The organism is Frigoribacterium sp. CFBP 13729, assembly GCF_014841875.1.
Taxonomy (GTDB): domain Bacteria; phylum Actinomycetota; class Actinomycetes; order Actinomycetales; family Microbacteriaceae; genus Frigoribacterium.
In genome coordinates this window covers 18,680-30,933 of sequence record NZ_JACYUR010000010.1, presented here as the reverse complement: position 1 = coordinate 30,933, position 12,254 = coordinate 18,680, and the positions used below count along the sequence as shown (strand labels likewise).

Below are 12,254 nucleotides of genomic sequence, written 5' to 3'. Positions count from 1 at the left end.
CCCTTATCACCTAACACGCTCACCACCGCTGGACCGGAACGAGCACCCCGAAAGCGTATCGACGCAATGCCTGTGGGCCTACTGCTGCTCGCCACGCTCTTTGACGAACGGGACTGCTGTCGGTTTGGGTTGGCTGAGCCACATAGGCGGTGTGCGTTTTGTCGCCGCTTCGGGCGCTGGGGTGCTACGCGTCTTCGTCGGTTGTTTCGTCGTCAGTGCCAGCGAGGTACTCGGCGCGGACCTCGGTGAGTGCGGTGCCGTCGTGCCGGGCCCAGTAGTGCCACCCCGCTTCGGCGGTGTTGCCGCTGATGGCTTTCGCAGCGCCACTGAGGGTGGCGTGTACGGCCCCATTGTCGAGGTGGATGCTGCCGTCCTGGCCGATTGCTGCTGTCCGACCTGCGGAGCCTGCTGGGCGGGCGTGAATGACACCGCCAACAGTGAGAAGGCCGGCACGAATCAGGTCAGCGACCTCGACGCGGTGCACGGCCCGGTCGGCGCCGTCGTCGTGCTGGACATGGTGCCCGTCTGGGACAGGCCAGACCTGCAGAATCGCTTCTGTGAGGGTCGTGGTGCGGGCAGCTATCAACGCTTCGTCCCAGGTGGATGGCTGGTCGCGGATCACGGGACGGGTGATTAGCAGCGAGGAGTACTGCTCGAGCGTGGTCCGCTTCGCCTCCCACGCTGCGTTAGAAAGGCGACTGTTCAGCGGTTGAGTGGCGAGGGTGAGGTTCCCCAGCGTCTGCACGACACGGTCACGGTCCGCTTCAACCGGCTCGGAGGGGGCGGGCCAGTTCGCCCTCCACTCCTGCGGCATGACGTGTTCGATCGTGTACACGCCGCGGCTGATTGTTCCGTCGCCGTAGCGGTGCCCGGTGGGGTAGCCGCGAAGGTGGTCTTCAACAGCTTCGAGAACCATCCGCAGCCGCGCCCGGCGGAACCGCTTGTACGCCTGGACACTGCGCAGTTCACGGGCCACTTCCGCATTGTCTGGCCAGTACGCGGTGGTCGTGCTCTGCTTCGACAGGAACATTTCCGCCGCATTCGCGATGCCCTCATGGGGTTGTGCGCTGAGGTGGGTGAGGAGGTCCAAAAGGAATCGGTTCGCGCCTTGCGAGGGTGCCCGGACGAGTGCGCGGCGCACGAACCAGCTCTCCAGGACGGCAAGCAAACGGTCCCGAACACGGTCGGGGATGCCTGCTTGCTCGGGTTCTCCAAGCCAAATCAGCAGCGGCTTCGCGATCTCGGAGTCCAGCGTGCCGGTCCGGTACACGAACAACGCCAGCCGGGATAGTTCCCCGTCTCGCACGGTCGCTGAGGTCGTGAAGTTCCGGTAGCGGGTCGCGGCCGCATGAATCTCGGGAAGAAGTTGGCTGACACCTCCGGTGGTGGGGTCGGTGGTGTACCGCTTGAAAGCGGCGAACACTTCCCGTGCGGGGATCTCCCGCAATGTGCGGGCGGTCAGCCACTGGGTCAAGAACAGCGACGAGCGGGTGTAGAGGATGCGGCCGGCCCGTACCTCGCTCTCCCAGAACAGGGTTTCAAACTGGGCCCACCACTGCCGGTACGCGCTCTCCGTGGCATCGGGAGCGGTGTCCAAGCGTTGGAAGACGAAGTTCTTGATCAGATCCGCTGCGGACAGGGGTGTGCCGCGTGCGTTCAAGGTCTCGAAGATTTCCTGGGCGTCTTCGTCGGCTTGCAGCTGGATCACGACCAGCTGCAGCTTCGTCGTGATCGCTGCGACCAGGGTCCGTGCCGCCATCTCCGGCACCGCTGCAGCGTCAAGCCACGCGGCAACCGCGGTAGCGAAGAACTGGTGCGCTTCCACCAGCCGGGACCGGTCGAGGTGCTCATACGTCACCGGGGGTGCTGCCCGCATGACAGCGGTGAACGCGGCCCGATCACGGTTCGTCGGCCACAGCTTGAACTGATCCTCCGCCACAGTGCGGAACGCCTGCTGGTTCTCCACCAGGTCCACGACCTGCCCTGCCACAGCCACCCACCCGCGGGTGGTGAGCTCGGCGTGCAACGCATCCAGCAGTAGCTGCAGCGTGGTGAGCCGTTGCTGTCCATCGATCACGGACCATGCCGGCAACCCGCCAAGTGGCACCTGCTGCTGCTGCAGCACGATCGCGCCCATGAAGTGCGTGGCATCGGGCCGTTCTGTGAGGGCGTCAACAAGGCGGGTGATGTCTTGCCACAGCGGCTCCCACTGCGACTCCGCCGACCACACGTACGGCCGCTGGAACAGCGGCAAAACGAACCGTTGCGGTGAGAAGAACACTTCTTGCGGGCTCCGCACCTGCGTCAGCATCCCAGCACCTCGTTGGTCGTCGACACGCGTCGACTTGCGCCCGTCACGGCCCTACCGACTCCGAAGCGGCCGCATCGGATGCCCCCGTCCCGGTGGTGGAGTGCGCCGCCGGTTTGGCGGTCTGGAGAGTGGCTAGGTGCTTGCGCAGCCGTTTCGCCATCGGTAGGAACGTCGCCAACGTCATCCCACCCGATATCACGCCACCGACCACAGGGATCACCTTCGCGATGCCTTTTGCGAAAGTGCCCTTTGTGAGCTGCACGCCGAGATGCTTGGCAACGGTCCGCACAATCGGGAACACCACACCCTGAGTGAGTGCCTGCTTCGGGAGCTGTTTGACCATCTGTGCCGCGAGTTTTTCCGCGACCATGCTGATTCCCTTGTTTGCTGCCTGCACACCGAACATCACCCCGACGAACAGGGTCAGCACGTTCTGGGTGGCATCGTCTGGTTCGTCACCGTCCTGATCGAACAGGTCCGGCCAGCTGTAGAGATACGCCAGCTTCTGCGCGATCCGCAACATGTGTGCGAAGTACTGCGCCGTATCAGCCGGCACCGTCCCAATAAGTGCGAACCCGCCCGGGATCCCCGCCGCCGCCGACAGCGCCGTGACCTTCGTGGTTTCGTTCGTGATCGCCGCATCAGCAAGCTTCGCCAACACTTCCGCCGAGATACCCGCGACCGCCGGCGTCTCCGAGATCGCGACACGGACCTGTTCGTCCGTGCAGTACCGAGACAGCGACCGGTGCAGAAACTCCGCACGATCGATTCGGACTCCCGGCAGCTTTGTAGCCACGACGAGCGTCTTCCCAAAAGCCGAACTTGACGAGGTGTCCTCAGCGCTTTCCATGATGCTGCTCAACGTAGCGGAACTTGCGAACTGCAAGAGCGGGATAAGGCAGTGACAAGATTGCGCCGGGTCGAGCTCGACGCGCTCGTTCGCAGCGCCGCCAATTCTTGGCCCGTTCGGTGTTGCTCACGTTCGGCGGGTGCGTTCCGGCCCTCGACAGCGTACGAACGCCCCGACGCCGGCCGACGCGATCGGCCAGGTGCGCGCCACGCTCCCTGAGGATCGCATCGTGACCTCAGTTGCTCCCTACTGAGCCCAGAAGTTCGTCAGCGGCCGCGCGTAGTTTGGCTCCGGTCAGCTTCCCCCCAAGCTGGCCGAGAGCTGCCGGGCGGTCCCTAACCCGCTAGGCAGCAGCAGCCCCCGCATTCCGGCTCCCCCCAGCCGGGCGGGGGCTTCTTCGTGCGCGCAGACCGTTCTCGAGTCTGGTGCCGGCCGACGAGCCCTAGTGTCAGATGACGGCGTAAGCGACGACCATGGTCGCTGGGACCTTGCCCGCATCGAGAGTGACGATCGTCCTTCGTGGCAACCCGGTCCGGTCTGACCGGACATCGATCGTCTCTAATCGCCGCGCAGGGCCAGTCAGCCTCATTGGGCAGGGCCAGGACAGAGAGACACTGCGTGGCGCTGGCCCTGGTCTTTGGTGGCCTAGTTAAGCAATGGGCATCCTTCCTCTTTCAGGCGTCCAATCCAGTGCGACTCGCGTTCGTAAGCGCGACGACGATCCCCAACGAACTCCTCGAGCAAAACAATCTCGGGCCAGTCGCCAGCATCAATCAGCGCTCGAACCCAAAGTCCCTTCTTCGTGGTCTGGTGCTTAGTGACGTGTTGACGAAGTCGCCGACCTAGATAGTCCGCGGTTTGACCCACGTAGTGCGGGAACCGAGTCCCAGGGTCGATCAGCGCGTAGATGCGATAGGTCTGTGGCTCCGTCGACGACAGCGGCAAGGGGGTGCCTCTCAGATTTGAACGAATTACCGGCCAGGCGTTGCAGCTGGTCCGCACGGAAAAGGACGCGAGTGCCTGCCGGCAGGACGGGTCGCCCCTTCGGCCTTGGCCGATACCGTAGGGACCAGATTCAGGCCCTTCCTAGTTCTTTAGAGCTTCCGCCAGTTCGTCCGCCACAGCTAGGAGGGCATCCCAGTCGTACGAGTCGATTTCGCGAGGGCGGAGGAAGTTCACACGGATTCGCAGCGGTTCCTCGGTACCGACGAAAAGGGCGTTCCCAGAGGCTTTCGCGAGCTCACCTTGGACGTCCAGTAGGGCTCCTGGCCCGTCGAGGTCGTGGGCCTTGAGTTGCTTCGTTACGGAGGCGATCGAGCCCAACAGGGTTTTGCGGGTTGCGGCGTCGAGGTTGCCCGAGCCCCACTCCCGCGCCAGCGTGTGGAGGCCTGCGAGGAACTGAGCGGCTTCGGCGTAAACGATGTCGTCTCGGGCGGCGACCCGGGTGAAACGGTTCGCCTCGATGTCGACGAGGCCGTACGTGTGAAGTTGGGCGATGGCTTCACGCACTGGGGTGCGCGAGACGCCGAGCCACTTGACAAGTTGGTCGTCGTTCAGGCGCTCGCCCGGCTCGAGGGTGCCGTCGACGATTGCGGCGAGCATCTTCTCGAACACAACTTCCCGGAGGAGTCGGCGGGGGGCGGCATCAGGGTTTGAGGTGGGAATGGGCATGAGGCCATTCTCTCACATCCAAGGTCTGATATTCCAGTGTCAATCTCCGTGAGCATCGGGAAATCGTGAGTGACGCCTTCGGTGGCTCAGTCACACGCAGACGACTGTTCGTTCATGATCGCGAAGATGGCACACGCAGTATGCGTGCACCTCGAGGAGGCCGGCCTTCCACGCTTCATTAAGCTTGGCCAGGTCCCTTATTTGATCGGGTGTCGGCGGGAATAGTTCGTACGGGGGGTCTCGCCGCTTCTGATCCTCGTATGACTCTGGATAGTCGCGAGGCAGTTCCGGATAGGCGTCAGGAGCTGGGACAGGGGCAGGCAAGATGGGGTTGCTCAGGGCGCGCCGGAGGACTTCTGCTCGCTCAGAAGAGGAGAGGCGGCCTTGTTCGCCAGCCTGGTCGAGCGCTCGAACAAGCTCTGGCGAGCCCGGGAGTCGGGCGAGCAGCTCGAGCGCCTCGCCGCGGGTTTGCGGGTCGGGCTCGCTGAGCTTCTGCGTGATCGTGGCGACGTAGCCGGGGCGTTCGGAGTGCAGGTCCCCCATGAAGGTGTTCGCGTCTCCGTAGTTCCCGCTTATCTGTTCAGCGAGGCGTTGGATGCGAAGCCGTGTCGGCCACGGGCCACCTTCGTACATGGTGCTCAGCGTGCGGGCGAGATCGGTCCGGGCAGGGGTCGGGAGGTCCTGCAGCAGGTCCTCGCACCACACCAGGACGTACTCGGTCAGGGAAGTGGGAAGGCCGCGACTGTCGGACACGTCTGCACCTTCTCTCGGGTCGGGAGCAAATTATCTAGGTGAGCCAGGGTGACATCACGACGTTCGTAACGCGCCGGACGTCGCCTCCATCCCGCAACCAAGCAACCGGGGTCTTGTTGCCCTCGCCGTAGAGGTCTTCTTGGGGTGTGCCCATGATGCCGGCCAGGACGATCCAGCTCTGCTCCGAGCTAGCGGCTGCGATCACCTCGGTCAGTCCAGGCAAGAGCTTGCCGGGCGACGACAGGCTGAGCTGCCACTCGGGAAAGCGGAGCCGGCCCGAGATCTCAACTGCGTAGAGCCGACCGTCGGCGACTGCGGTGGTGACTTCGTCGTCACTCCAGTGCAGGAAGCCGGCAATTGCTTTGAGCGAGAGCGTGCCTGCGAGACTTGAAAACCACGACTCGACGACCCTAAGTTGCAGGCTTCCCCGTGCGACGGATCGACGGGCATCGTCGTACTCATCGGCCGAGAAAGAACCAGAAGCGATTAGAAAGGCTCGATCGCTGTCGTCATCGGGTTCAGGCTTCAGCAGGGGCTCCATGGACAACAGCTTTTCGGTCAATGCATCCAAGAAGTAGTCCGCATCGTTGCCAAGCCCTTCAATGGCCTGGGCGAGTCGGCGTCCGGCGTCATCGGATGCGGCGCCGACGCGGAAGTCCTTCTTGGGATCCGATTCCGGGGGCTGCACGTTTGACGCGGCTGAGTCTGTCATGGGCCGATGCTGCCACGGCGCAGCGAAGATACAAATGGCTAGACCCGTCGCCCTCCCTCGAGACGTGTTCCTCTTGCCGGCTCTGTGGCTTGGAGCGCGATGCCGGGGCCGCTTCGGGCGGCCCGAGTCCACTCATAAACGAGCAGCTAAATCACGGGCGGGCCGGGTGAAAATCGCGCACTCCACCGCCACGAGACGTTCCTGACAATCGGCTGCATCTGAAAGTTAAAGAGCCAAGCCAACGGTCACGACACCTTTCGGTGGTCCGGGCGCCTATGAGTGCGGCCAGAGCTAGAACTCCGCCGTTCGCAGCAGGGGTGTAGCCACGTCACCGCACCCGACCGAGGCCGAAACGCACGCAAACAGCATTGCCGCCTTAGGACATCAGGAAGCTGCCGAGGATGTCGACGAGTCTCTGGACGTCCCCACCTCGAACAAGCCACTCCACAGGGGTCAGCTGGACTCCGTTTAGCTGGGCGTCTTCCTGGGGGGTCTGCATGAATCCGAGAATGGTCGAAGGATGCATGTCGTCGCTGAAGGCTTCGACTAACTGCACCAGATGCGGGAGAACAGGGTTCTCTCTGTCATTGACGAACTGCCACACCGGGTAACGCAGCTCGCCATCGACGATGAACGCGAAGACTTCGGCGGGGAAGACCGCAATGCTTCTGGGCGTAAGGCCAAGGCGGCTTGCGGCATCACGGGCAGTAGTCGCATTCTCAAGCCCTCCTCGTTCTGTCTGCCGCTCCATGCGGGCAAGGTCACCTCGGGCTACTCGAGCTTGGGCGTCGTCCCATTCCCACTGAGTCATCGCCCCGGACTTGACTGCGAAGGGCTCCCGCTCCTTTGGCAGACTGCCATGGTCGCGGGTCCCTGCTGCTGGACGAAGCCCGAAATCGAATCCTTTGGCATGAATGATCACCCGACCCACCTTGGATCACCTCCGTGTTCGTCAAGACCGTCGGCTTGTCCCGCGCCCGGCCGTTGCCGTTAATCGCTCTTGGCTTCACAGGATGCGGTTTTGCTGGTTTTCGAGTAAAACTGTCAGAGCCGTCGCATTCCAACTGCGACCCAAGTGACTTACGGGGATGCCCATGGCTACTATGACTTTGGAGCACACCAAGCAACGGTCTTCGTTGACCGTTCCAAGCGCGACTGCCAGGTCGCGCGGCGTGCTCTCCAAAGCTAAACAGTCTGTGCAAGATCCGAGCGGCTACCGCGTCGGATCATTCCACCTGCCCGAGGGTGATGCAAGGGCCGTTTCGACGCTCAACCGAGTGATTGGAACCAAGCCGTGACAACACCCCCTCCGCGCCGGCCTGTCGGCAAGCCTCCAAAGATCGTCAAAGACGAAGTCCGGGCTGCCGAGCTCATGGAAGAAATGCGTCAAGCCGATGCGCAAATTCGAGAAGCCACCCAGCGACGGTTACATCTTGCCCACGAGGCGAACGAACTCGGCATGACTGTCGTCAAAATCGGCGAAGCTGTGGGAGTGAGTGGCGTGGCCGTGTCGAAGTGGATCAGGGCAGCCCGCGCGAAGGACCCCAGCAAGGGCGTCTGACTGAGGACAGATTTATCGGCTACGGGATTTAACGATACTGTCCGGGCGTGCATCCACCGAATGACCTGCCCCAGGACGAACACCGTTCCTTCTCCACTCCCGACGCCTCCGGGTTCGAACATCAAGCTTGTCCGCCGCCGACACGACGAAGTGCTCAAGTTGCTGAAACGCCGGCAGCTGCGCCGCGAGTGAAGCCGATAACTGAGGCGCCTATCTGGGCCGGTGCCATCGGGAAATGGCTTGTTTCCAGTACGCAACACCACGCCAACCGCGGAATTACGCCGCCTAGGCATGTGGGGATTGACCCCCTGCAGGACATGACCACTGTCCTCGGGGCTGCTTCGGCCTCAACAAGCCCTGTCGTTCGCCTCCCGGATGGCACTGACACCCCGCTACGTGTCCGGCTTGGCCGGCCTTCATGGGGCCAGCGTCGACGCACCATTCCCACCCATGCGGTGCGGGATGTGCCAGCGATTGTCACCGCGCCTAATCTGAACCGGGTCGTCGTCGAGAATCTAAGTGACTTTGACCTTCAGCGGGTTGCCTCCAGTTACCCGATGCGTGACTTCGCTCGACGCCTGTCGCAGCAGAACAAACCGGTCGTGACCTACCTGCACACCATGCGCGGCCTCGTGGCCGCTGAGTCCCTTCACGAGCGGGTCTTCTTGCTCCTGGCGGACTTTCATCCTCTAGTGGCTTTCATGGCTGGCCAGCCGTTCACGATCGTGTGGCCGAAAGGTTCGAAGCCCGGGACGCACACACCGGACTTCATCCTGGTGAGCACGTCAGGGCAGCCGGTCGTCGTGGACGTCAAGACACGCGAAGACCGTGCATCGATCTACTGGCAGGAGAGAGAGCCGGTAATTCGAGACACCCTGGCGCAGGTCGGTGTCGACTACCTCGTGTGGACCGAGATGCCTCGTCGGTTCCGGAAGAACCTCGAAAACTTCACCGCCGCGCAGGTGCCTGAATCCTCGGTTGATCGATGGGCGCCGGCCGCGACAGCTCTTGCCGGAGCTGGCGTATCTGCCCATCAACTGGCGGCCCGGTTGGATGTGGCGGGCTACCCCTACTTGAACGCCATGATGCTCATCCGTTGGCTGCTCTGGACACACGTCCTGAAAACGGACATGCACCGCTTATTCACGCCCGACTCCATCGTCGAGGCGGCGAAGCGATGAGTGCAGGGCGCTCGGACTGGAGTCGTGCGCTTTCGGCGGGGATGCCCGTGGTGATGCCCGATGGTCAGGTGGGCTTCATCCGAGGCATGGCGTTCGGCTTCGTGCAGTTGATCGATGCGAAGGGCACTGCGCTGCCCATGCTTCCCCTCGGTTCGTTGGGTCGGATGCTGATGACGGCTGACAATGCTCCTCCGGACACTCCGCGCGCCGAGGGGCTTGAGGAACGCCTGACTCCCCGCGCCCGGGAAAAGGCCGAGGAGGCTATCGAGATCGTTCGGATGGTCGAAACCGGTCTTCGGCCCGACCAGCAGGACGGCGACAAACCTGCCGACGACCTCAATCCGGCCCTCGTGCCTGAGCAGCGCCGACGAGTGAAGGCAATTGCGACTCTCAAGGCCCCCATCTGGGATCTCCCTTACAAGAGCGCCAAGAGGCGCATTGATCGCATCCTGAAGCGCAGCAGCGGCGGGCTGGTGACCCTCGTCGATACTCGCTACATCAAGCCCACTCAGGACCGGCAGCACCCTGACATGCAGTGGTGGGTCCAGCAATGGTTGATCGCCAGGGCCGAGGAAACCACTGTTCACGGCACGTCGATTTACTTGACGTTCCGCATGTGGCTCGCGGCTAACCATGAGGACGTTGCGTGCCCGCCCGAGCGCACCTTTGCCGAGATCTGCACTCGCATCTACGCCGAGCGTCCCGAGCTCAGCCCGAGATGGAGTAAAAAGACGCAGCTCTCGTCCGCCCAGAAGCCCAAGGTGTCCCATTCGCCGAGGAAGCCCCTGGAACCTGGGGAGCTGTGGCTCGGGGACACCACCACAACGAACATTCTTCTGCGTGACCCGCTGAATCGGCCGGGTCGGGATCGGCAATACCGGGCCGAGAAAACCAAGCTCATTGACGCCGCCACAAGGCTGGTTGTCGGCCGCTCAATCGCGGAATCGACGACAGGTTTCGGTATCGGGTTGGCGTTGGCGGACGCCTTTGCCTCGATGGTTGACCCCAGGCAGACCGTTGTTGTGGACGGCCGTACCTACCCGCGCCCGTTCATAGGGCTCCCTCGAGCCTTGTCTCGTTACCCGATCCCTCCACGGCGACTGTTGATGGACAACGGGAAACCTTGGCTCAGCCACTACATCGTGTCCCAGCTCGAACGGCTTCGAATCGACGTCGAGCACGCCCGGGTCCGAGACCCCCGCGCCAAAGCACGAATCGAACGATCGTTTGATAGCGACAAGACGATGATGGAGGAGTTCCAGCCCGGCTTCGTCGGAGGATCGGTTCATGGGCGCGGCCCTGCTGCCGAGGGTATGGCCCTTCTGACCTTCGAGGAGTACTGGCAGCGAGACGGCGACTGGACTGACCTCTGGAACTTCCGGGAACACCGTGGTCTGGCTTCCGAGACCGGCCGCAGCGTCAGCCCCTACCAGCTGTGGGCTGAGGGAGCGCAACGCCTTGGGGCAATCGAGGTACCCATTTGGGAGAACGAGTGGATTCGGTTCCTGCCCTGCTTCACCCAAAAGATGGGTCCCTACGGGGTGGTCCACAAGCACCAAATGTTCAACGCGCCCATCATTGAGGCCCTCCTAAATGTCCCCGGGGCTGCCCCGGCACGGACTTACAAGTTCCACTTCAACCCGGCGGACCTTCGCCAGATCTACTGTTTCGACCCTGACGGCCAGGCCTACGAGGTGCCGTGGGTCATGCGCACTGAGGAGACACCCCAATTCGGTGCGCACGCCGTGACGTTCATGGACGCCGAACGGATGGACGTGACGATGTCGATTCGTGAGTACCAAGACTTGATGGTCCACTACCTCATCCGGTGGCAGGACGAGAACGGGCATGCAGCAATCCGTTGGTCCCTGGCGTCGCGGAACGAGGACATGCACACGTCCGCCATCGAGGACCTCCGCTCTATCGATGTCGGCCACGTCGTGACCTCCGACACCAACCAGGTGGTGCTGCCGCCCTACGGGTGGCAGGAGGAAGTGGATGACGACGAGGACGACTACGACGAAGACCCGTTTGCGAGCTTCGGATGATCACCACTAAGCCGATGCCTGAAGCTGTCCTGGCGCTCTTCTCCCAAGACGATCACCCTGAGGCCAGCTGGCGCCTCATCGCAGAACCCGAGCGTCGCTTCGTCGAAGACGTCGTCAAGGCCGACTTTCTCGACCCGGGATGGCTAAGCCTGGACGAGCTGGCCGCCCTGAGCAGGGACGATCGGCGGCGGCGTCAGATCCACCTCGAGCGGTGGCACAGCTACCGGCCTCTCGTTCGGACCCGGCAGGTCACTAACGCCTTGATGCAACTGGCGTCTTGGCCCGATCCGCAACCTTCATCCACAGCAGAACAGACCCCTGTTCCGGTGATCACCGGGGCGCCTGGGACGGGTAAGTCGAAGCTGCTGAACCAGGTGGCTGCGGAAGCGATTGCCCTTGCTGCTACGGACCGTCGACTTCTCGGCGGGGGAGACCGCGATGACGGGTCGGGCATCCGGCCACACCAGTTCGCTGTCGTGCGGTTGAGCCTTCCGGGGAGGGTCCAGGACAAGCAGCTTTTCGCGCGGCTCTGTGAGTCGATCGGGGTCCCGGCGGGGGCTGATGCCCACGGCTCCTTCGAGCGGGCCATCTACCGGCACGGCATCCGGTTCGTGCTGATAGATGAGATGCAGTTCATCAACTTTGACGGCCAGCACGGCCGCTACGTTCACGACGCGTTGAAGTCGATCCAGAACATGGGGGTCCGGTTGATTCTTGCCGGGCACAACATCCGGGAAATGCTCAAGGAACAGACCCTTGCTACCCGCGAGGCAGCCCGTCTGCAGTCCGAGGCCCGCTGGTCCTGGATCGACCTCAGCGCCTATCCCCACAAGACCAAGCAGGACCTTCGCGAGTGGAAGAAGCTGCTCGCCGCCTACGAGGGCCGGCTCCGCTTGGCTGGTCACCCAGAGGGTGACCGGGTGTTCACCGAGGAGTTCGAGGAGTACATCTGGGTCAGCACGCTCGGCTACGCCAACCACCTCTCGACACTGCTGACCAAGGCCAGCGTCATTGCGTCGAAGGCGCCCTCGCAGCGCATCACCCGGGACGTACTCGATGCCGCGACCATCGAGATCCGAGCCCAGAAGGGACGCAAGGCCCGCCTGCACCTATGGGAGGCCGGCCGGTTCTCCTGGTCGACCGGTTTTGGCTGGCAGGACTAAGGGC

The 12,254-nt window shown here is 63.0% G+C and carries 11 protein-coding genes; 4 read left to right on the top strand and 7 right to left on the bottom strand.

The window, feature by feature from the left end:
- Window positions 1–184 precede the first annotated feature (184 nt).
- From IFT77_RS16180 to IFT77_RS16150, 7 genes are all read right to left on the bottom strand, one after another.
- A complete protein-coding gene (locus IFT77_RS16180) occupies window positions 185–2,311 on the bottom strand; it encodes a DUF262 domain-containing protein (protein WP_192170629.1) in 2,127 nt (708 codons plus the stop codon).
- Window positions 2,312–2,354: 43 nt separating this feature from the next.
- Window positions 2,355–3,161, bottom strand: coding sequence for a hypothetical protein (locus IFT77_RS16175; RefSeq protein ID WP_192170628.1), 807 nt, complete (start codon window positions 3,159–3,161; stop codon window positions 2,355–2,357).
- A 645-nt stretch (window positions 3,162–3,806) separates the two neighbouring features.
- The gene (locus IFT77_RS17620) at window positions 3,807–4,028 is read right to left on the bottom strand and encodes a hypothetical protein (protein ID WP_371741098.1); all 222 of its coding nucleotides are present in this window, start codon (window positions 4,026–4,028) and stop codon (window positions 3,807–3,809) included.
- A 219-nt stretch (window positions 4,029–4,247) separates the two neighbouring features.
- Window positions 4,248–4,832: a GntR family transcriptional regulator gene (locus tag IFT77_RS16165; RefSeq protein ID WP_192170626.1), complete on the bottom strand. Its 585-nt coding sequence runs from the start codon at window positions 4,830–4,832 to the stop codon at window positions 4,248–4,250.
- A 90-nt stretch (window positions 4,833–4,922) separates the two neighbouring features.
- Window positions 4,923–5,585 (bottom strand): hypothetical protein, encoded by a 663-nt coding sequence (locus IFT77_RS16160; protein ID WP_192170625.1) that lies wholly within the window; start codon window positions 5,583–5,585, stop codon window positions 4,923–4,925.
- Between the two features lie 34 nt (window positions 5,586–5,619).
- The gene (locus IFT77_RS16155; RefSeq protein ID WP_192170624.1) at window positions 5,620–6,297 is read right to left on the bottom strand and encodes a hypothetical protein; all 678 of its coding nucleotides are present in this window, start codon (window positions 6,295–6,297) and stop codon (window positions 5,620–5,622) included.
- Between the two features lie 376 nt (window positions 6,298–6,673).
- The gene (locus IFT77_RS16150; protein WP_192170623.1) at window positions 6,674–7,219 is read right to left on the bottom strand and encodes a hypothetical protein; all 546 of its coding nucleotides are present in this window, start codon (window positions 7,217–7,219) and stop codon (window positions 6,674–6,676) included.
- 372 nt (window positions 7,220–7,591) lie between these two features.
- On the opposite strand from IFT77_RS16150, the gene IFT77_RS16145 reads away from it, so the two are divergent.
- From IFT77_RS16145 to IFT77_RS16130, 4 genes are all read left to right on the top strand, one after another.
- Entirely contained in the window at window positions 7,592–7,858 is a 267-nt protein-coding gene (locus IFT77_RS16145) for a hypothetical protein (RefSeq protein ID WP_192170622.1), read from the top strand.
- Window positions 7,859–8,175: 317 nt separating this feature from the next.
- Window positions 8,176–9,039 carry a hypothetical protein gene (locus IFT77_RS16140; RefSeq protein WP_192170621.1) on the top strand — a complete coding sequence of 288 codons (864 nt, stop codon included), beginning with the start codon at window positions 8,176–8,178 and terminating at the stop codon, window positions 9,037–9,039.
- Between the two features lie 47 nt (window positions 9,040–9,086).
- On the top strand, window positions 9,087–11,087 hold the full coding sequence (locus IFT77_RS16135; protein ID WP_192170620.1) for a DDE-type integrase/transposase/recombinase: 2,001 nt from the start codon (window positions 9,087–9,089) through the stop codon (window positions 11,085–11,087).
- Complete coding sequence (locus IFT77_RS16130; protein ID WP_192170619.1) at window positions 11,084–12,250, top strand: ATP-binding protein; 1,167 nt, start codon at window positions 11,084–11,086, stop codon at window positions 12,248–12,250. The genes IFT77_RS16135 and IFT77_RS16130 overlap by 4 nt, the downstream gene beginning before the upstream one ends.
- Window positions 12,251–12,254: the final 4 nt, after the last annotated feature.

Excerpts from the sequence above, each read along its gene's own strand:
- IFT77_RS16180 (WP_192170629.1), bottom strand. The coding sequence starts at position 2,311 with ATGCTGACGCAGGTGCGGAGCCCGCAAGAAGTGTTCTTCTCACCGCAA.
- IFT77_RS16175 (WP_192170628.1), bottom strand. The coding sequence starts at position 3,161 with ATGGAAAGCGCTGAGGACACCTCGTCAAGTTCGGCTTTTGGGAAGACG.
- IFT77_RS16165 (WP_192170626.1), bottom strand. The coding sequence starts at position 4,832 with ATGCCCATTCCCACCTCAAACCCTGATGCCGCCCCCCGCCGACTCCTC.
- IFT77_RS16155 (WP_192170624.1), bottom strand. The coding sequence starts at position 6,297 with ATGACAGACTCAGCCGCGTCAAACGTGCAGCCCCCGGAATCGGATCCC.
- IFT77_RS16140 (WP_192170621.1), top strand. The coding sequence starts at position 8,176 with ATGACCACTGTCCTCGGGGCTGCTTCGGCCTCAACAAGCCCTGTCGTT.
- IFT77_RS16130 (WP_192170619.1), top strand. The coding sequence starts at position 11,084 with ATGATCACCACTAAGCCGATGCCTGAAGCTGTCCTGGCGCTCTTCTCC.